Annotated in this window: 16 protein-coding genes and 2 pseudogenes; 9 read left to right on the top strand and 9 right to left on the bottom strand. The window is 71.5% G+C overall.

Going from position 1 to position 18,705, the window contains the following annotated elements; genetic code table 11:
• Positions 1 to 120: 120 nt before the first annotated feature.
• Positions 121 to 2,184, bottom strand: a complete 2,064-nt coding sequence (locus ABD269_RS02095) for a glycosyltransferase (RefSeq protein ID WP_344115441.1) — start codon at positions 2,182 to 2,184, stop codon at positions 121 to 123.
• 215 nt (positions 2,185 to 2,399) lie between these two features.
• Complete coding sequence (locus ABD269_RS02100) at positions 2,400 to 4,013, bottom strand: beta-N-acetylhexosaminidase (protein ID WP_344115443.1); 1,614 nt, start codon at positions 4,011 to 4,013, stop codon at positions 2,400 to 2,402.
• Between the two features lie 217 nt (positions 4,014 to 4,230).
• On the opposite strand from ABD269_RS02100, the gene ABD269_RS02105 reads away from it, so the two are divergent.
• From ABD269_RS02105 to ABD269_RS02130, 6 genes and pseudogenes are all read left to right on the top strand, one after another.
• Entirely contained in the window at positions 4,231 to 4,911 is a 681-nt protein-coding gene (locus tag ABD269_RS02105; RefSeq protein WP_344115445.1) for a 2-oxo-4-hydroxy-4-carboxy-5-ureidoimidazoline decarboxylase, read from the top strand.
• Positions 4,912 to 5,132: 221 nt separating this feature from the next.
• Positions 5,133 to 5,513 carry a succinate dehydrogenase, cytochrome b556 subunit gene (gene sdhC, locus ABD269_RS02110; protein WP_116213508.1) on the top strand — a complete coding sequence of 127 codons (381 nt, stop codon included), beginning with the start codon at positions 5,133 to 5,135 and terminating at the stop codon, positions 5,511 to 5,513.
• Between the two features lie 6 nt (positions 5,514 to 5,519).
• On the top strand, positions 5,520 to 5,990 hold the full coding sequence (locus tag ABD269_RS02115; protein WP_301892916.1) for a succinate dehydrogenase hydrophobic membrane anchor subunit: 471 nt from the start codon (positions 5,520 to 5,522) through the stop codon (positions 5,988 to 5,990).
• Between the two features lie 20 nt (positions 5,991 to 6,010).
• On the top strand, positions 6,011 to 7,765 hold the full coding sequence (gene sdhA, locus ABD269_RS02120; protein WP_301892918.1) for a succinate dehydrogenase flavoprotein subunit: 1,755 nt from the start codon (positions 6,011 to 6,013) through the stop codon (positions 7,763 to 7,765).
• The gene (locus tag ABD269_RS02125; protein ID WP_301892920.1) at positions 7,765 to 8,526 is read left to right on the top strand and encodes a succinate dehydrogenase iron-sulfur subunit; all 762 of its coding nucleotides are present in this window, start codon (positions 7,765 to 7,767) and stop codon (positions 8,524 to 8,526) included. The genes sdhA and ABD269_RS02125 overlap by 1 nt, the downstream gene beginning before the upstream one ends.
• 90 nt (positions 8,527 to 8,616) lie before the next feature.
• Positions 8,617 to 9,291, top strand: a pseudogene (locus ABD269_RS02130) (alpha/beta fold hydrolase); the annotation flags it as partial.
• Positions 9,292 to 9,418: 127 nt separating this feature from the next.
• Here ABD269_RS02130 and ABD269_RS02135 read toward each other — a convergent pair.
• A complete protein-coding gene (locus ABD269_RS02135; RefSeq protein ID WP_344115457.1) occupies positions 9,419 to 10,981 on the bottom strand; it encodes an ABC transporter substrate-binding protein in 1,563 nt (520 codons plus the stop codon).
• Between the two features lie 115 nt (positions 10,982 to 11,096).
• Positions 11,097 to 11,384, bottom strand: a complete 288-nt coding sequence (locus ABD269_RS02140) for an SCO4848 family membrane protein (RefSeq protein WP_301892924.1) — start codon at positions 11,382 to 11,384, stop codon at positions 11,097 to 11,099.
• A gap of 112 nt (positions 11,385 to 11,496) precedes the next feature.
• Between ABD269_RS02140 and ABD269_RS02145 the strand changes: the two genes are divergently transcribed.
• Entirely contained in the window at positions 11,497 to 12,741 is a 1,245-nt protein-coding gene (locus ABD269_RS02145; protein ID WP_344115460.1) for a D-alanyl-D-alanine carboxypeptidase family protein, read from the top strand.
• An 11-nt stretch (positions 12,742 to 12,752) separates the two neighbouring features.
• On the opposite strand, the gene ABD269_RS02150 is transcribed toward ABD269_RS02145, so the two are convergent.
• The 3 genes from ABD269_RS02150 to trpS all read right to left on the bottom strand — a co-directional run bounded on the left by ABD269_RS02150 (position 12,753) and on the right by trpS (position 15,463).
• Positions 12,753 to 13,616, bottom strand: a complete 864-nt coding sequence (locus tag ABD269_RS02150) for a YihY/virulence factor BrkB family protein (RefSeq protein ID WP_344115462.1) — start codon at positions 13,614 to 13,616, stop codon at positions 12,753 to 12,755.
• A 75-nt stretch (positions 13,617 to 13,691) separates the two neighbouring features.
• On the bottom strand, positions 13,692 to 14,276 hold the full coding sequence (locus ABD269_RS02155) for a 2'-5' RNA ligase family protein (protein WP_301892928.1): 585 nt from the start codon (positions 14,274 to 14,276) through the stop codon (positions 13,692 to 13,694).
• Positions 14,277 to 14,449: 173 nt separating this feature from the next.
• Positions 14,450 to 15,463: a tryptophan--tRNA ligase gene (gene trpS, locus ABD269_RS02160; protein WP_301892929.1), complete on the bottom strand. Its 1,014-nt coding sequence runs from the start codon at positions 15,461 to 15,463 to the stop codon at positions 14,450 to 14,452.
• Positions 15,464 to 15,566: 103 nt separating this feature from the next.
• Here trpS and rocD point away from each other — a divergent pair, with 103 nt between their 5' ends.
• A complete protein-coding gene (gene rocD, locus ABD269_RS02165; RefSeq protein WP_344115466.1) occupies positions 15,567 to 16,772 on the top strand; it encodes an ornithine--oxo-acid transaminase in 1,206 nt (401 codons plus the stop codon).
• Between the two features lie 60 nt (positions 16,773 to 16,832).
• On the opposite strand, the gene ABD269_RS02170 is transcribed toward rocD, so the two are convergent.
• A complete protein-coding gene (locus tag ABD269_RS02170; RefSeq protein ID WP_301892931.1) occupies positions 16,833 to 17,006 on the bottom strand; it encodes a hypothetical protein in 174 nt (57 codons plus the stop codon).
• 134 nt (positions 17,007 to 17,140) lie between these two features.
• Positions 17,141 to 17,494, bottom strand: a pseudogene (locus ABD269_RS02175) (glutathionylspermidine synthase family protein); the annotation flags it as partial.
• A 263-nt stretch (positions 17,495 to 17,757) separates the two neighbouring features.
• On the opposite strand from ABD269_RS02175, the gene ABD269_RS02180 reads away from it, so the two are divergent.
• Positions 17,758 to 18,582, top strand: coding sequence for a DMT family protein (locus ABD269_RS02180; protein ID WP_344116015.1), 825 nt, complete (start codon positions 17,758 to 17,760; stop codon positions 18,580 to 18,582).
• The last annotated feature ends 123 nt before the right edge of the window (positions 18,583 to 18,705 follow it).

Genomic DNA, 18,705 nt, shown 5'->3' on the forward strand with positions numbered 1-18,705 from the left:
GCCGGACGGGCTGAATTCGCGCACCCCGGGGGTCTGGGGGCGGAGCCCCCAGTTTCGGGAAGGGGCGGGGCTGGGGAACAAAGCCCGCCGCAGGCGCAGCGGACCCGCACCCAGAAGCCGCTACGCGGCGTCAGCCGCTGACGCGTCCTTCACCGTCACCGTCAGGTCGTTCGTCACCGTGAAGTACGGCCGCAGCCGCACCTCGCCGCGCGTCGCCGCCGGGAACGTGTCGATGCCCTTGCGGTCGGCGAAGTCGCCTGTGAGGCGGCCGACGCGGACGAGGGGGGCGCCGGAGGCGGGGCGGGCCCAGAGGTCCCAGAGGTCCTGTTCGTCGGCGATGCGCTTCTGCATCGGCTCGTAGGGGAGGACGCCGGTGCCGTCCCGCAGGGGCGCACGGACGTCGCCGGCCGCGCCGTCGCCGTTGCGGAGCCGGGCGACGAGTTCGGCGCCGTCGCCCAGGGGCGTGCCGTGGAGCGAGACGGTGACGGTGATGCCGTCGGCGCCGACGCGCACCTCGGTGGCCTCGGCGTGCCGCTCGCGCAGCCACGTGCGGACGGCGAGGAAGCCGTCGCTGGTCTCGTACGGCACCCAGGCCGCGACCCCGGCGGCGCCCTCGGTGAGCGGGAGGCCGAGAAGCGCCTTCTGCTCGACGAGCGCGGCGGCCAGGCGGCGCCGGGACTTGTCGCCGGCCCGCTCGACGTAGGTGTCCCAGCGGCCCTCGGCCATGGTGTGCGCGGCGCGCTCGATGCGGGCGGTGCCGTCGGCGGACAGCGGTACGCGCACGGCCTCCTTGCCCTTGGTGCCGCGGTGGCGGAGCAGGACGTGGGTGTCGGCGCCGGTGAGCTGCTCCGGGCGCAGCCGTACGGTCAGGGAGCCGTCGGCGTCGACGGCGCAGCGGGCCTCGGGGTGGGCGGTGTCGCCCTGGGGCGCGGGGGCCGCGGCCGCCGGCTGCTTGGCGCGGCCGCCGCCGAAGAGGCCGCGCAGGAAGCCGCCCTTCTTCTCGGGGGCGGGCGCGGCGGCCGTGGAGCCGGGGCGGAGCTCCTCGAAGAGCTCTTCGTAGCGCTGGGCGATCCGGGACGGCTCGTAGCGGTGGGCGGTCTCGCGGGCCGCCGCGCCGAGGCGGCGGCGGAGGCCGGCGTCACCGGTGAGCTTCAGGAGCGCCTCGGCGTAGGCGTCGACGGCGTCCGCGTCGTCGAGCGGGACGAGGACGCCGTCGGTGCCGTCGGTGAGGATCTCGCGCGGGCCGTACGGGCAGTCGGTGGCGACGACGGGGAGCCCGGCGTGCATGGCCTCGACGATGGTCATGCCGAAGGACTCGGCGTCGGAGGCGACGGCGGCGACGGCGCCCTTCGACCACTCGGTCTCGATGGGCGAGCGGGCGCCCATGAGCGTGACGCGCTCGTACAGCCCCAGCTCCTCGATCTGCTTGCGCAGCTTGGCCTTGGCGGGGCCACGGCCGTAGATCCGCAGGTTCCAGTCCGGGCGCTCGGCGGCGACCTCGGCGAAGGCGGCGACCAGGCGGTCGTAGCGCTTCACCGCGACGAGGCGGCCCGCGGAGACGATGGTCCGCGACGTGCCGTCGGAGGGCTCGGCGACGGGCGCCGGGACGGCGTTGGGGATGGACAGGATGCGCGCGCGGGCGTCGGGGAGTGCCTCGCGGTAGTGCCCGGCGTCCGCCTCGGAGACGGTGGCGAACGCGTCGAGCGCGGCGATCGCCGGGTCCATCACGGCGTGCAGCTCGGGGACGTGCGCCTCGTGGGTGAGGTGCTCCTGGCCGAGGCGGAGGAAGCGGTCGCTGCCGTACTTCGCGAGGTAGCCGATGAGCTTGGGGCGGGTGGCGATGACGACGTCGGCGTCGGTGGCGGCGAGGTGCGCGGCCACGCGCTCGTCGGTGAGGGCCGTAGCGGCCATCCGGCCGTTGTCGATGCGCTCGTCCCGGAAGATCTCGCTGGGCCGCTGGTTGAGGGGGGCCTCGTACTCGTCGGTGTCCGTGCCCTCGCGCAGGTCGACGAGCGGTGTGAGGCGCACGCGGGGGTCGATGGTGAGTTCGGGTTCGTCCACGGGGCGGTTGACGCTGACGATGCGCACCTCGTGCCGGTCCGCGAGGGCGGCGGCGAGGTTGACGGTGGAGCGGATGGTGCCGCCGATGCCGTAGGCGTTGTGCAGCAAGAATTCGATCTTCATCGGGCCCTCGTTCAAGTGCGCGTGCGTACCTCCCGGAGGGTAGGGCCTATTGGTCCTGCGGGGGTATCCGGGCAGCTGGGGGTGCGGGCCCGTTGCCGGGTGCGGGTCCGTTGCCGCCTGCGGCGGGGGCGCCCTGCGGGCGCGTCCTCAAACGCCGGACGGGCTGGATTTTCCAGCCCGTCCGGCGTTTGAGGACAAGCGGCGCAGCGCAGCCGTCAGTGGACCTTTTGAGTGAGTGTCGTGAAGTCCTTCCAGGGCATAGGCGGCGGGCCCGCGTTCCAGAGGCGTTGGGCGAGGGCGGCCAGGGGCAGGCGGATTCCGTCGGCGACCTGTTGGGGTGACTGCGCGTCGGCGCGATCGCACCAGACCGCGAGCCTGCCGCCGGGCACGCGCGCGGGCGTCGCGCCGCCTTCCACGGGGGTGGTGCCGCGCAGCACGGACGGCGTCCACTGTTCGTAGATCCGCTGCCCGGTGGGGTACGTGAACTGGTTCGGCTGGCCGAGCACGTAATAGAGGTACTCGTCGTTGAGGTTGACGACCGTGCGTCCCTCGTTCAGGTATTCCTGCGGGTCGCGCGCGCCGAGCTCCTTGCCGGTCCAGTACTCGACCTCGATGTCCTTGTCCGCGGTGATGACGCCGCCGGTGAAGAAGCCGTCGTTCCACGCCTTGGGCTTCTTGCCGAGGGTGCGCAGCACGGCCGCCCGGTCGTTGAGCCAGCCGGTGGCGAGGTCCTGGACGCGGGCCCGGGAGCCGTAGCGGCGGCGGGCCTCCTCGGTGAGGTGCGGGAAGGAGGACTCGGGGTCCTTGTACGTCAGCGCCCGGTACTCGTCGGCGCCGAGGTGGAAGTACGCGCCGGGGAAGAGGGGCGCGTACTCGCGCAGCAGGTCGTCGACGATGTCGGCGGCATCGGGGTTCGCGATGTCCACGGCGCCGCGCAGGGCGGTGCCCGTGGCGTCGCGGAGCTGGAGGTCGGGGTGGGCGTCGATGACGGCGCCGAGGTGGCCGGGCGAGTCGATCTCGGGGACGACGGTGATGTGCAGGGAGTCCGCGAGGGCGAGGATGTGGCGGACCTCGGCCTTGGTGAGGTGCTCCGGGGAGACGATCTCGGGGTGGGTGTCGCTCTCGATGCGGAAGCCCTGGTCGTCGGAGAAGTGCAGGCCGAACTGGTTGAGCTTGAGGTCGGCCATCTCGCGCAGCCGGTCCTCGATCCAGGCGGCGGTGAAGTGCTTGCGCGCGGTGTCGAGGTTGAGCCCGCGCTGCGCGCGGTCGGGCGCGTCGTGCACGACGCCTTCGGGGAGCCCACCGCCGGAGCGCACGGCCTGCAGGACGGTGCGGGTGCCGTAGAACACGCCCGCCTCGCCCTGCGAGGTGATCAGGACCTTCCGGTCGTGCGTGGTCAGTTCGTACGCCTCGGGGCCGCCGGCCTGGTCCGGGCGCAGCGCCAGTTCGATGTCGCCGGGGTGGGCGGGGCCGGCGGCGGTGCCCAGCTTCAGTTCGTCGGCCAGGCGGCGGGCCTCGTCGGCGAGGGGTCCGGCCTGGTCGGTGACGACGCGGGCGCCGGGGGCGGGCCGCCAGCCGGGCCCGGCCGCGGGCATCGCGGAGCGCAGAGCGGGCACGGTGCGCGGGGTGCCCTGCGCCACGGGTGCCTGGCCGGTGGCCGACGGGGCGGCGGAGGAGGGGGATGCCTGGGGGGAGCGGGCGTCGTCCCGTGCGGGGTGGGTGGCGCTGTCCCGGGGGCAGCCCATGATCGTCATGGTGGCGACGAGTGCTACTCCGGTGACGGTGCCCCGCACCACGCCCGCCCGGGTGATTCTGACTGGTGGACCCATGGGAGCAAAGCCTCCTATTTGGGGCAAATATGAGGCGACCGTAATCTGCGTGTGCCCGTGGCGGGTGTCCACCACGCGCCCAGGAGCGGCCCGTCCGAAGGAAATTCGCGCATCCGTCGGACAGTGGCCGATAACCATCGCTACGGTGGCGGCCCAGTGTGCACGCCGGACCGTGGAGTTCTCACGCGTCCCCGCATCACAAGACCGTCACAACCGCATGACGAACCCGCATGCCACGCCCGTCCCGTCCCGCATGGCCCCGCATCGCCCGTACGGCCCCGTGCACCGCCTCTCGTCCCCTGTGCGCGGATTCGTACGTCTTCAGATCCGCACTCCCGAGGAGGCCACGCTGCACGGCCCCGCCCGCCATGGCCTCGACCGCCTCAACTCCGCGGTGCCCGGCGCCGCCGAAGCCGCCCTGCTGGCCTGCTGCGGCAGCCGCCGGTGGGCCCGGCAGCTGGTGGCCGGGCGCCCGTACCCCGATCTGGCCGCCCTGCTCCGGGCCGCCGACCGGGCGGCCCACGCCCTGACCCCCGCCGACCTCGCCGAGGCGCTCGCGGACGAGAGCGGTCCGTATCCGGCGCTCGTCCGCCGGACGGCCCCCGGCATATCCGCCGGCTCCGCCGCGCTCGCCGCGCTGTGCCGGGGCCAGGCGGCCTACGAGCACAGATTCGGCCACGTCTTCGTGATGTGCCTCGACGGCTGCCGCCCCGCCGAGGCCCTCGACCGCGCCCTCGCCGCGCTCCGCGCCCGGCTGGACGGCTCCGTCGGGGAGGAGGCCGCCGTCACCGCCGCCGAACTCGCCCGGCTGGCCCGCGGCCGGCTGGTCCGGCTCGCCCCCGACACTCCGTGCACCCGGAACCACGACACCCGGCAGCACCACGGACATAGCGCCTGAAGATCATCAAACCGGGGCCCATCCGGCGCGCGGAGGCCCCCGAACGGCCCCTTTCGGGCGCCGCACTGGGCCGTACGTGCGTGATTGACCACACCCGACGACCCCGGGAGAAAGAACCGACAAGGCGTCGCTACGATGGCCAGGGCCGGTGGACCGTACCCGGCCGGGCCCGCTGACAGTGAAGCCGGCAGGCCCCGATCCCCGCTCCCGGAGGGTTTTCCGTGCCGGCTGGAACGCTGTACCGCGGCCGGGAAGGCATGTGGTCATGGGTGGCTCATCGAGTCACCGGCGTCCTCATTTTCTTCTTCCTGTTCGTGCACGTCCTCGACACCGCTCTCGTTCGCGTCTCCCCGGAGGCGTACGACGATGTCGTCGCGACGTACAAGACGCCCGTCGTCAATGTGATGGAGTACGGCCTCGTCGCCGCCATCCTCTTCCACGCCCTCAATGGTCTGCGTGTCGTCGCGGTGGACTTCTGGTCCAAGGGCGCGCGATACCAGAAGCAGATGCTCTGGACCGTGGTCGCCATCTGGGTCGTGCTCATGGCCGGCGCCTTCTACCCCGTGCTCCAGCACACGCTGCGCACGCTGTTCGGGAGCTGACGCGAGATGTCCGCTGACACCACCCCCGCTGTGAACGACTCCGTGTCGCTCTACGACGTGGACCACCCGGCTCCGGTCATCGAGGCGCCGCGCAAGCGCACCAAGAAGACCCCGAAGTCGACCCGCACCAACTTCGAGATGTACGGCTGGCTGTTCATGCGGCTGTCCGGCATCGTCCTGGTCGTGCTGGTCCTCGGCCACCTGCTGATCCAGCTGGTGCTCGACGGCGGCGTGTCCAAGGTCGGCTTCGCCTTCGTGGCCGGCCGCTGGGCCTCGCCGTTCTGGCAGGCCTGGGACCTGGTCATGCTGTGGCTGGCGATGCTGCACGGCGCCAACGGCCTGCGCACGGTCATCAACGACTACGCGGAGCGGGCCACGACCCGCTTCTGGCTGAAGAACCTGCTGTACGCCGCCACGGTGTTCACCGTCCTGCTGGGCACGCTGGTGATCTTCACCTTCGACCCGAACATCCGCTAGAGCCCGGGGCTGACGCGACCATGAAGATCCACAAGTACGACACCGTCATCGTCGGCGCGGGTGGCGCCGGCATGCGCGCGGCCATCGAGTCGACCAAGCGCAGCCGCACCGCGGTGCTGACGAAGCTCTACCCCACCCGCTCCCACACGGGCGCCGCGCAGGGCGGCATGGCCGCCGCGCTGGCCAACGTGGAAGAGGACAACTGGGAGTGGCACACCTTCGACACGATCAAGGGCGGCGACTACCTGGTCGACCAGGACGCCGCCGAGATCCTGGCGAAGGAGGCCATCGACGCGGTCCTCGACCTGGAGAAGATGGGCCTGCCGTTCAACCGCACCCCGGACGGCACCATCGACCAGCGCCGCTTCGGCGGGCACAGCCGCAACCACGGCGAGGCCCCGGTCCGCCGCGCCTGCTACGCCGCGGACCGCACCGGCCACATGATCCTCCAGACGCTGTACCAGAACTGCGTCAAGGAGGGCGTGGAGTTCTTCAACGAGTTCTACGTCCTGGACCAGCTGATCACCGAGGTAGACGGCGTCAAGAAGTCGGCCGGTGTGGTCGCCTTCGAGCTGGCCACCGGCGAGATCCACATCTTCCAGGCCAAGTCGGTCGTCTACGCCTCCGGCGGCACCGGCAAGTTCTTCAAGGTGACCTCCAACGCGCACACCCTCACGGGTGACGGCCAGGCGGCCTGCTACCGCCGCGGCCTGCCGCTGGAGGACATGGAGTTCTTCCAGTTCCACCCGACGGGCATCTGGCGCATGGGCATCCTCCTCACCGAGGGCGCCCGCGGCGAGGGCGGCATCCTCCGCAACAAGGACGGTGAGCGCTTCATGGAGAAGTACGCGCCCGTCATGAAGGACCTCGCCTCCCGCGACGTCGTCTCGCGCTCCATCTACACGGAGATCCGCGAGGGCCGTGGCTGCGGCCCCGAGGGCGACCACGTCTACCTCGACCTCACCCACCTGCCGCCGGAGCAGCTCGACGCCAAGCTCCCGGACATCACCGAGTTCGCACGGACCTACCTCGGCATCGAGCCCTACACGGACCCGATCCCGATCCAGCCCACCGCGCACTACGCCATGGGCGGCATCCCGACCAACGTCGCGGGCGAGGTGCTCTCCGACAACGACACCGTCGTGCCGGGTCTGTACGCCGCCGGCGAGGTCGCCTGCGTCTCCGTGCACGGCGCCAACCGCCTGGGCACCAACTCGCTGCTGGACATCAACGTCTTCGGCAAGCGGGCCGGCATCGCCGCCGCGGAGTACGCGCACCGCTCCGACTACGTCGAGCTGCCGGAGAACCCGGCGCAGCTCGTCATCGAGCAGGTCGAGAAGCTGCGCGAGTCCACGGGCAACGAGCGGGTCGCGGACATCCGCAAGGAGCTCCAGGAGACCATGGACGCCAACGTCATGGTCTTCCGCACCGAGCAGACCATCAAGACGGCCGTCGAGAAGATCGCCGAGCTGCGCGAGCGCTACAAGAACGTGTCCATCCAGGACAAGGGCAAGCGCTTCAACACCGACCTGCTGGAGGCCATCGAGCTGGGCAACCTGCTCGACCTGGCCGAGGTGATGGCCGTGTCCGCGCTGGCGCGCAAGGAGTCCCGCGGCGGTCACTACCGCGAGGACTACCCGACCCGCGACGACGTCAACTTCATGCGCCACACCATGGCGTACCGCGAGGTCGGCACGGACGGCAAGGACTCGATCCGCCTCGACTACAAGCCGGTAGTGCAGACCCGCTACCAGCCGATGGAGCGTAAGTACTGATGGCAACCCCGACGACCCTGGACAAGCTCGAGGCGGACTCCACCTCCTCGCACCTCATCACGGTCACCTTCCGGGTCCGCCGGTTCAACCCGGAGGTCGCGGCCGAGGCGAGCTGGCAGGACTTCCAGCTGGAGATCGACCCCAAGGAGCGGGTCCTCGACGGCCTCCACAAGATCAAGTGGGACCAGGACGGCTCGCTGACGTTCCGGCGTTCCTGCGCGCACGGCATCTGCGGCTCCGACGCGATGCGCATCAACGGCAAGAACCGCCTGGCGTGCAAGACGCTGATCAAGGACCTCAACCCGGGCAAGCCGATCACGATCGAGCCCATCAAGGGCCTCACGGTCCTGAAGGACCTCGTGGTCGACATGGACCCGTTCTTCCAGGCGTACCGCGACGTCATGCCGTTCCTCATCACCAAGGGGAACGAGCCGACGCGCGAGCGCCTGCAGACGGCCGAGGACCGCGAGCGGTTCGACGACACCACCAAGTGCATCCTGTGCGCCGCGTGCACGTCGTCCTGCCCGGTGTTCTGGAACGACGGGCAGTACTTCGGCCCGGCGGCCATCGTCAACGCCCACCGCTTCATCTTCGACTCGCGTGACGAGGCCGGCGAGCAGCGGCTGGAGATCCTGAACGACAAGGACGGCGTGTGGCGCTGCCGCACGACGTTCAACTGCACCGACGCGTGCCCCCGTGGCATCGAGGTCACCAAGGCGATCCAGGAAGTCAAGCGCGCCCTGATCACGCGCCGCTACTGATCTTCGGTCGCATCCGGCCATGAGGCCCCGCTCCCGCATGGGAGCGGGGCCTCATGCGTTGACGGTGCGTCACATGGCAGGCTCGACGGCATGACACGGCTTCCGATATCCCTGTCCGCCACGGTCCGCGGCTCCGGCCCCGGCGTGCTGCTCGCCCACGGTGCGGGCGGCAGCATCGCGGGTAATTTCACGACGCTGATCCCCTCCCTCGTCGCGCACCACACCGTGGTGGCGGCCGACTTCCCCGGCTCCGGCGCCACCCCGCGCGCGGACGTCCTGACGGCCGACCTGATGGCCGACGCGCTCGTCGCACAGGCCGACGCGGCCGGGCTCGACACCTTCACCGTCATCGGCTACTCGATGGGCACCCTGGTGTCCGTACGGCTCGCGGCCCGGCACCCCGAGCGGGTGCGGGGGCTGGTGCTGACGGCGGGTCTGGCCAAGGCCGACAACCGGGTGCTTGCCTCCCTCGACCTGTGGCAGAAGCTGCTGGCGCACGGCGACCTGGAGGCCTTCGCACGGTTCACCGCGCTGAGCGGCTTCAGCCCGGGTTTCTTCAACGCCATGCCCGAGGACCAGCTCCCGTCCTTCTACAACCTGCTGATCAAGGGCGTACCGGCCGGTGCCGCCGAGCAGGCGGCCGTGGTGCAGACGACGGACACCACGGGCGACCTCGCGGGCATCTCCGTGCCCACCCTGGTCATCGCCCCCCCTGCAGGACGCCCTGGTATCGCCCGGGAACTCCCGGGTCCTGGCCGACGGCATCCCGGGCGCGGAGTACGCCGAACTCGACACGGGCCACATCGTCATGGCCGAACGCCCCGAACAGTGGTCCAGGCTGATCGTGGACTTCCTCTCCCGCCACGGCCTCTGAGCCCGCCGCCGGCCTGGGTCAGATCCGGTCGAGCTGCCACAGGCGCCAGGTGCCCGTGCCGTCCGAGAGATATTGCGTGCCCGAGATGTCGGCGTCGCCCAGGACGTACTCCTTCTTCTGCCACAGCGGCACCAGCGGCACGTCCTCCGCGATGATCTTCTGGATGGCGCGGAAGTCCTCGGAGGTGCGGATGCGCTGTTCCTCCTGCTGGGTGTCGCGGATGAGCCGTTCCACCCGGGCGCTGGTGTAGCCGGAGTGCAGGGCGGAGTCCTTGCCGACGACGGAGGTGGTGAAGGTGTCCGGGTCGGGGAAGTCCGCGAGCCAGCTGACGCAGTAGGTGTCGTAGGCGCCGCGGGCGTAGCCCGCCAGGAACTCCGCCCACTCCACGTGCTCGGTGGTCACCTCGAACAGCCCGGTGGCCTCCAGCTGCTTCTTCAGCAGGGCCGCCTCCTCGTCGGTGGCGGCCCCCTTCGAATAGGCAAGGCCGAAGCGCACCGGCCCGGTGATGCCCGCCTGCCGCAGCAGGGTCCTGGCCTTCTCCGGGTCGGGCGCCGGGTAGGCGTCGAAGAAGGACGTGCTGTGGCCGGTGAGGCCCTGCGGGATGAGCGCGTACAGCGGCTCCACGGTGCGCAGGTGGACGTCGCGCGCGAGGGCCTCGCGGTCGACGACCGCGGCGATCGCCCTGCGCACCGCGACCTGCCGCACCGGCGAGCCGTCCCGCAGGTTGAAGACCAGCGAGCGGGCCACCGAACCCGAGGACTCCATCAGCTTGGCGCCGGTGTCCGACGGCGACCGGCGGGCGATGTCCGCCGGGGGCAGCTGGCGGCCCGCGACCTCGATGCCCCGCCGCTTCCACGCCTCGCTCAGCTGCGCGGGCCCCGCGAAGTAGCGCACGTCGACGGCGTTGCCCTTGGGCTCGACCGCGCCCCGGTAGTGCTTGGCGGGCTTCAGCTCGGCGCGCACGCCCGGCCGGTAGCTCTTGAGGACGTACGGGCCCGAGCCGTCGGCCTCCGCCCCCGGCCGCAGGGCGTCCGCGGGATAGAGCGAGGAGTCCACGATCGACCCGGCGCCCGTGGCGATCTTGAACGGGAAGGTGGCGTCCGGCACCTTCAGCCGGAAGGTCACCGTCGCCCCGGCCGTCTCCACCGCGTCCAGCGTCGACAGCAGCGCCGAGGGGCCCTGCTCGGCGTGGATGCGCCGGATCCGGTCGAAGGAGAACTTCACGTCCTTCGCCGTCAGTTCATGGCCGTTGCCGAACGTCAGCCCGTCGCGCAGGGTGCACACGTACGTCTGCAGGCTCCGGCCCCGGAAGCCGCAGCGGCTCGCCGCGTCCGGCACCGGGGTGGCGGAGCCGGGCGTGAAGGTCAGCAGCGACTGGTAGAGGTTGCCGAACAGCGCCCAGGAGCCGATGTCATAGGCGCCCGCCGGGTCCAGCGCGGTGACCGTGTCGGTCGTGCCGACCGTGATCGGGCCCCGGTCCCCGCCGCCCGGCGACGCCAGCCCGCAGCCGGCCGCCCCGGCCGTCAGCAGCACCGCTGCCACGGCCGCCGCCGCACCCGTCCGTAATCGGCCAGCACGCATCCCCCACGCCCCCTCCGCCCGTGATGCGCATCACCCAAACACACGAGCGCCCGTACGTCCCGGGAATCGGCCAAGTGATCGGCGCCGGCCGGAGGAGGTGGCCGGAATCATCCCGCTATGAGGTACGCCGCAACGCCCGCACCCCGCGCAACCCGACGACCCCCACAGCCGTCCCCAGGAGAAACGAGGTGATGGCGAGCAGGAGATGCACCCAGAAGTACGTGGTCGGGTCACCCGCATCGTCGAAGGCGAGCCCGCTGCCGTCCTTCCAGAGATTCTTCGCGAAGGTGATCCAGATGACCCAAGACCACGCGCCGAAGGCGAGCAGGAACCAGGACACGCGACGGGAGAGGACGGCGGGGGCGGGAGAGGCGCCGGTGGTCTCTCCGGAAGAACTCAGCATGCGTTTCAGTATGCGTTCGGCCGCCCCGACTCCCCCTATCGGGTCCCCGGCCGGTACCCGCACCGGTGAGGCACCATCCACAGGCCACGGGCGGCGGGGTACGTTCACGGACGTGCCGACGACATCACACCCCCCGCGGTACGCCGCGACGCGCCGCTACCGCGCCGCCCTCGCGGCTGCCGCCTCGTTGCTCCTCCCGCTGATGACCGCCGCTCCCGCCGTCGCCGACAACCCGGCCGACGGCAAGGGCGCCCCCAAGACCCCGCCTCCCCGGATGTCCACGGTGGGCGGCGAACTGCTCGGCAAACCCGGCCCCCAGGTGCAGCTGGGTCCGGGCGCGCCGCAGCTGCCCCAGGACCTCAGCGGCCGCTCCTGGCTGGTCGCCGACGCCGAGTCCGGCGAGATCCTCGCCGCGAACAACGCGCACTGGAGACTGCCCCCGGCCTCCACCCTGAAGATGCTCTTCGCCGACACGGTGCTGCCGAAGCTCCCCCGCGACAAGGTCCACCGGGTGGTGCCCGCCGACCTGGAGGGCATGGGCGCGGGCAGCAGCGCCGTCGGCCTCCACGAGGGCTCCTCCTACACCGTCCACGACCTGTGGCTCGGCGTCTTCCTGCGCTCGGGCAACGACGCGGTGCGGACGCTGGCCACGATGAACGGCGGCATCCCGCAGACCGTCAAGGACATGCAGGCCCACGCGGACGAACTCCAGGCCAACGACACCCACGTCGTCAGCCCCGACGGCTACGACGAGGAGGGGCAGGTCTCCAGCGCGTACGACCTGACGCTCTTCGCCCGCTCCGGCCTGCAGAAGGCGGACTTCCGGGAGTACTGCTCGACGGTGACCGCGCAGTTCCCGGACGAGGAGAAGAAGGGCGAGAAGCGCACGTCGTCCACGATCGTCAACACCAACCGGCTCCTCACCGGACAGGGTGTACCCGCGTACAAGGGCATGGCCGGTGTGAAGAACGGCTCCACCACCAACGCGGGCAACACGTTCACCGGCGTCGCCCAGCACGACGGCCGCAAGCTGCTGGTGACCGTCATGAACCCCGAGAAGAGCGAGCAGTACGAGGTCTACACCGAGACCGCGAAGCTCCTCGACTGGGGCTTCGAGGCGGCCGGGCACGTCAAGCCGGTCGGCATGCTCGTACCGCCCAAGGGCACGGCGGGCAAGTCCGGCGACGGGTCGGGCCGGCCGGACGCCGACCGCACGCAGGCGTCGGTCGCCGGGTCCGGCGGCGGCATGTGGACGGCGGTGGGCATCGCGGGCGGCGCGCTCGCCGCGCTGGCGGTGGCGGGATTCATCGTCCACCGCCGCCACCCACTCCCCGAGCTGGTGCGCAAGAAGCGCTGACGCGCTCGGCCTCAAGCGCCGGACGGGCTGTTCCCGGCCTGTCCGGCGCTCGCTGTCCACGCCGCGCAGAAAAGCATCAGCTTCGCCGTGAAGTTGATCCACAGCAGCAGCGCCACCGGGGCGCCGAACGCGCCGTACATGCTCTTGGCCGCCACTCCCTGGAGATAGCCGCTCAGCAGCAGCTTGAGGAGTTCGAAGCCGATCGCGCCGATCAGCGCGCCCTGCACGAGCGGCCGCCGGTGCGGGTGGACGCCCGGCAGGCGCGACAGCACGTAGATCATCAGCAGGAAGTCGGCGAGCACGGCGATGCAGAAGCCCGCCGCCGTGAGCAGACCGCCGACGCCCTGCAGCCCGGCCTTCTCGACGACCCAGCCCACGGCCGACGTGGCGAACGTGGAGCAGCCCAGTGAGACCAGGGCGACCCCGCCCAGGCCCAGCAGCAGGGCCGCGTCCTTCAGCCGCAGCAGGACCGGGTTGCCGGGGCTCTCCTCGCGCTCCCAGACGGCGCGCAGGCACTCGCGCAGGGAGCCGATCCAGCCCAGGCCGGTGAAGAGCAGCGCGGCACCGGCGACGACACCGACGGTGCCCGCGTTGTCCACGAGGGCGCTGAGGTCGAGCTTGCCGGAGATCCCGGGCACCTGCTCGGCGAGCTTGCGTTCGAGCTCCTGCATCCGCTGGGTGCTGAGTATGGCGGCGCCGATGGCCGCGCCGACGGTGATCAGCGGGAAGAGGGAGAGGAAGCTGGTGAAGGTGATCGCGGCGGCCAGGCGGCTCCACTTCACCCGGTCGAGGGTCTCGTAGGAACGCCATGCGTGGGTGCGCATGAGCCGGGCGATCAGGGGCCCGATCCAGGGCAGTCGGGTCAGCCATTGCATGGACCCACACATTGCCACGCGAAAGCCCCCCGAACCCTCCGGGGAGGTGCCCTCACGGGCCGGTTTCCGGCTGGGCTAGCGCGACGGCGCCGGGGGCCTGGCCACGTCCGACTGGCTGGGGACGCCGCTCTCCACGGTCGCCCCGAAGGGGTACTCCCGCTCCAGGCGCCACACCGCGTCGTCACCCTGTTCGTACAGCGCGAAGCCCGTGATCGTCCAGGCCGCCTCGAAGTCCGACAGCTCCGCGTACGCCCGGTCCATCGCCTCCTCGGCGATGCCGTGGGCGATGGTCACGTGCGGGTGGTAGGGGAACTGGAGCTCGCGCGCGACCGGGCCGGACTCGTCGCGGATGCGCTTCTGGAGCCAGGCGCAGGAGGAGGAGCCCTCGACCACGTTGACGTAGACGACGGGCGACAGGGGGCGGAACGTGCCGGTGCCGGACAGGCGCATCCGGAAGGGGCGGCCGAGGGCCGCGACCTCGGCGAGGTGCCGCTCGATCGCGGGCAGGGACGAGGCGTCGACCTCGGTGGGCGGCAGCAGGGTCACATGCGTGGGGATGCCGTGCGCGTGCGGGTCCCCGAAGCCCTCGCGGCGCTTCTGGAGGAAGCTGCCGTACGGCTCCGGGACCGCGATCGAAACGCCGAGCGTTACGGTCCCCATTGCGTTCTCCCTCCTGTGCGCCTGCGTGTCCCCGTGGCCAGTGTGACGGCTGGGCCGCCCCTGGTGCCAGGTTCCCTGGTCCCGCGCGCCCGGGCCACATGGTCCCGGGCGCGCGGCCGGCCGCTGCCGGTCCGCTCGGCGCTTGATCGATGCCTGCTGCGTGCTCGCCGTGCTCAGTGCTTCGCGGGCAGGAAGCCCATCCTGTCGTACGCCTGCGCCAGGGTCTCGGCGGCGACCGCACGGGCCTTCTCGGCGCCCTTGGCCAAGATCGCGTCGAGCGTCTCCGGGTCGTCGAGATATTCCTGCGTACGGGCGCGGAACGGGGTCACCCACTCCACCATGACCTCGGCGAGGTCGGTCTTGAGCGCACCGTAGCCCTTGCCCTCGTACTTCTGCTCAAGTTCCGGGATTCCCGTGCCGGTGAGCGTGGCGTAGATGGTCAGCAGATTGCTGACGCCCGGCTTGTTCTCGGCGTCGAAGCGGATGACCGTGTCGGTGTCGGTGACGGCGCTCTTGATCTTCTTCGCGGAGACCTTGGGGTCGTCCAGCAGGTTGATCAGGCCCTTGGGGGTGGACGCCGACTTGCTCATCTTGGCGTGCGGGTCCTGCAGGTCGTAGATCTTCGCCGTCTCGCGGACGATGTGCGCCGCGGGCACGGTGAAGGTGTCACCGAAACGGGCGTTGAAGCGCTCGGCGAGGTCACGGGTGAGCTCGACGTGCTGACGCTGGTCCTCACCCACCGGAACCGCGTTCGCCTGGTAGAGCAGGATGTCCGCGACCTGGAGGATCGGGTAGGTGAACAGGCCCACCGTGGTCTGGCCGGCGCCGTGCTTGGCCGACTTGTCCTTGAACTGCGTCATCCGCGACGCCTCGCCGAAGCCGGTGAGGCAGTTCATCAGCCAGCCGAGCTGGGCGTGCTCGGGCACGTGGCTCTGCACGAAGAGCGTGCAGCGCTCCGGGTCGAGCCCCGCGGCCAGCAGCTGGGCGGCGGCGCTGCGGGTGTTGGCGCGCAGCTCCTTGGGGTCCTGCGGCACGGTGATCGCGTGCAGGTCGACGACCATGTAGTAGGCGTCGTGGGTGTCTTGCAGCGCCACGTACTGCCGGACGGCACCGAGGTAGTTCCCGAGGTGGAACGAACCTGCGGTGGGCTGGATACCGGAGAGCGCGCGCGGACGATCGAGGGCCATGGGCACATTCTCTCAGGTGCGCAACCGGACTCGGTCCTGCGGTGCGGGTGGGGGTGTAGAAAAGCAAGAGCAGCATGCCCCGCACACCGGAACGGAGCACACGGTGACATCCACGGAACGCAGCATCGCAGCCGCCGAGGCCCACAGCGCGCACAACTACCACCCGTTGCCGGTCGTCGTCGCGTATGCGGAGGGCGCGTGGATGACCGACGTCGAGGGGCGGCGCTACCTCGACATGCTCGCCGGGTACTCGGCGCTCAACTTCGGCCACGGCAACCGCCGGCTGATCAACGCGGCCAAGGCACAGCTCGATCGGGTGACGCTCACCTCGCGCGCCTTCCACCACGACCGCTTCGCCGACTTCTGCACCGAGCTGGCCGCGCTGTGCGGCAAGGACATGGTGCTGCCGATGAACACGGGCGCGGAGGCGGTCGAGACGGCCGTGAAGACCGCCCGCAAGTGGGGCTACCGCGTCAAGGGCGTGCCGGACGGGCAGGCGAAGATCGTCGTCGCCGACAACAACTTCCACGGCCGGACCACCACGATCATCAGCTTCTCCACGGACGAGGAGGCCCGCGCCGACTACGGCCCCTACACCCCGGGCTTCGAGATCGTCCCGTACGGCGACCTCGCCGTGCTGGAGGCGGCCGTCGACGAGAACACCGTGGCCGTGCTGCTGGAGCCCGTCCAGGGCGAGGCCGGGGTGCTGGTGCCGCCCCCCGGCTATCTGCCGGGCGTGCGGCGGCTGACGGCCGAGCGCGGGGTGCTGTTCATCGCGGACGAGATCCAGTCGGGGCTGGGCCGCACGGGCCGGACCTTCGCCTGCGACCACGAGGACGTGGTGCCCGACATGTACGTGCTGGGCAAGGCGCTCGGCGGCGGGGTGGTGCCGGTGTCCGCGGTGGCCGCCTCCCGCGAGGTGCTGGGCGTCTTCCGCCCCGGCGAGCACGGGTCGACCTTCGGCGGCAACCCGCTGGCCTGCGCGGTGGCCCTGGAGGTCATCGCGATGCTCAGGTCGGGCGAGTTCCAGCAGCGCGCGACGGAGCTCGGCGAGCACCTCCACCACGAGCTCGGGCTGCTGGTGGGCGGCGGCGCGGTGGAGGCCGTACGCGGCAGGGGCCTGTGGGCGGGCATCGACATCGCCCCCGCGAAGGGCACCGGCCGGCAGATCTCGGAGCAGCTGATGGAGCGCGGGGTCCTGGTCAAGGACACCCACGGCTCCACGATCCGCATCGCCCCGCCGCTGGTGATCAGCAAGGAGGACCTGGACTGGGGCCTCGACCAGCTGCGGGCGGTTCTGGCGGACTGAGGAGGGCGCGGCGGCCCGCTGGGCGGCGGCCGGGCCGCCGTCCTCATGCCCGTTCAGGCTTCAGGCGTCGAAGTTCCTGTCGAAGATCTCGCGGGCCTTCCACTCCTCGACCTCGGCGTCCACCTTGGCCCGGCGGGCGCGGTCGTCGGCCTTCTCCCGCTCCTGGGCGGCCTTGGACTTCGCCTGGTCCTTCTGCTGCGCGGCCTTGTCCCGGGACTTGTCTCCACCGGCCATCTGCGTTCACTCCCCAGGGGTGACTTCGGGGATTCCGCTCTCGCCGTCAGGCTGTCACAGCCCCCGATCACCCGCAATCCCGTCGGGGACGGGCCCGGCCGTCAGCGGATCACGTGCGGCAGGAAGCGGGCGTACCCGGGGAAGCGGTCCTCCATCCAGAACCACTGGGCACTCGCCGCCTCCACGAGCGAGGTCGGCGTGTCGGCGTTGTACTCCAGCATCGTGGCCGGGCCGCGCCCGTCGTAGCGCAGGTCGAACCGCCCGTGGACGGAGGGCAGTTCGTCCCGCCGCCGCCAGGACTCGGCGACCAGGCCCGCGAGGCGCGCGTCGGTGATGCCGAGGTCGGCGAAGCGGTCGCGGTCGACGATGTGCCCGGCCGCGGTCAGGCACATCTCGTGCAGCTCCGCCACGACGTCCTCCAGCGCCTCGACCTCGGCGAGCGAGAAGGGGTAGTACGCGCTCTCGTCCCAGTACGGGCGCAGCGAGCCGCCCTTGGCCACGTCGTAGCTCTTGGGGTCCACGCAGCGCTTGTCCGGCTCGGAGCCGCAGGAGGTGAGGGCGGCCGCGAGGGCGCCCATGCCGCCGAGCACCACCGTGGACGAGCGCAAGCGCCGTCGCGCCTTCTCCGCCATGTTCCGACCCCCGTCGGAATGCGTTCTGTTCAGCGTGGTTCCGCTGAGGCGTTCACCTTAAAGGGGGAATTCCTGTGGCGGGACGCCGCGCGGCCTACAGTCGGGGCGTGCTTCTAGGGATGCTCTGCGCGCTCGGTTCGGCGGTCTGTTTCGGCACCGCGTCCGTCCTCCAGGCCGTCGCCGCCCGGGCCTCCGCGCCCGGCAGCGGCTCGGGCGTGGACCCGGTGCTGCTGCTGCGGGTGCTGCGGCAGTGGCGCTATCTGGCGGGCCTGGCGCTCGACGGCCTCGGCTTCCTGCTGGAGCTGGTCGCGCTGCGGTCCCTGCCCATCTACGCCGTGGGCGCCGCCCTCGCCGCGAGCCTCGCGGTGACGGCCGTGGTGGCCTCCCGGGTGCTGGGCGTACGGCTCAGCGGCATGGAGTGGGGCGCGGTGTGCGTGGTCTGCGGGGGCCTGGCGCTGCTGGGTCTCGCTTCGGGTGCGGAGGGCCACGGCACGGGCTCCACGGCCCTGCGCGTGGGCACCCTCGTGGCCGCCGCCGCGGTCCTGGGCCTGGGCACGGTCGCCGGCCGCCTGCCGGGCCGCGCGCGCGCGGCAGCACTGGGCCTGGGCGCGGGCTTCGGCTTCGGCGTCGTGGAGGTGGCCGTCCGCCTCGTCGACGACCTGTCGCCGGCACGGGTGCTGACGAACCCGGCGTCGTACGCGCTGCTGCTGGGCGGGGGCGCGGCGTTCCTGCTCCTGACGTCCGCGCTGCAGCGGGGGTCTGTGACCGTGGCGACGGCGGGCATGGTGATCGGCGAGACGCTTCTCCCGGCGATGGCCGGGGTGATCTGGCTGGGTGACCGTACGCGACCGGGTCTGGAGCCGTTGGCTGTGGCGGGGTTTGTGCTTGCGGTGGTGGGGGCGTTGACGCTGGCGCGGTTCGGTGAGGTGGCGGGGGAGGAATAGTCCCCAGCCCCGCCCCTTCCCGAAGCTGGGGGCTCCGCCCCCAGACCCCCGGGGTGCGCAAAATTCAGCCCGTGGGGGCACCTCCCAGCGGTAGCTGGGGGAGTTTGAGGACGCGCCCGCAGG

The sequence above is a fragment of the Streptomyces blastmyceticus genome, from assembly GCF_039521185.1.
Taxonomy (GTDB): Bacteria; Actinomycetota; Actinomycetes; order Streptomycetales; family Streptomycetaceae; genus Streptomyces; species Streptomyces blastmyceticus.

Coding starts and splice junctions, on each gene's coding strand:
- ABD269_RS02135 (WP_344115457.1), bottom strand. CDS start 10,981: ATGCGTGCTGGCCGATTACGGACGGGTGCGGCGGCGGCCGTGGCAGCG.
- ABD269_RS02095 (WP_344115441.1), bottom strand. CDS start 2,184: ATGAAGATCGAATTCTTGCTGCACAACGCCTACGGCATCGGCGGCACC.
- ABD269_RS02170 (WP_301892931.1), bottom strand. CDS start 17,006: ATGGCCGGTGGAGACAAGTCCCGGGACAAGGCCGCGCAGCAGAAGGAC.
- ABD269_RS02155 (WP_301892928.1), bottom strand. CDS start 14,276: ATGGGGACCGTAACGCTCGGCGTTTCGATCGCGGTCCCGGAGCCGTAC.
- ABD269_RS02180 (WP_344116015.1), top strand. CDS start 17,758: ATGCTCTGCGCGCTCGGTTCGGCGGTCTGTTTCGGCACCGCGTCCGTC.
- ABD269_RS02140 (WP_301892924.1), bottom strand. CDS start 11,384: ATGCTGAGTTCTTCCGGAGAGACCACCGGCGCCTCTCCCGCCCCCGCC.
- ABD269_RS02105 (WP_344115445.1), top strand. CDS start 4,231: ATGACGAACCCGCATGCCACGCCCGTCCCGTCCCGCATGGCCCCGCAT.
- ABD269_RS02100 (WP_344115443.1), bottom strand. CDS start 4,013: ATGGGTCCACCAGTCAGAATCACCCGGGCGGGCGTGGTGCGGGGCACC.
- sdhA (WP_301892918.1), top strand. CDS start 6,011: ATGAAGATCCACAAGTACGACACCGTCATCGTCGGCGCGGGTGGCGCC.
- ABD269_RS02115 (WP_301892916.1), top strand. CDS start 5,520: ATGTCCGCTGACACCACCCCCGCTGTGAACGACTCCGTGTCGCTCTAC.
- ABD269_RS02125 (WP_301892920.1), top strand. CDS start 7,765: ATGGCAACCCCGACGACCCTGGACAAGCTCGAGGCGGACTCCACCTCC.
- ABD269_RS02150 (WP_344115462.1), bottom strand. CDS start 13,616: ATGCAATGGCTGACCCGACTGCCCTGGATCGGGCCCCTGATCGCCCGG.
- trpS (WP_301892929.1), bottom strand. CDS start 15,463: ATGGCCCTCGATCGTCCGCGCGCGCTCTCCGGTATCCAGCCCACCGCA.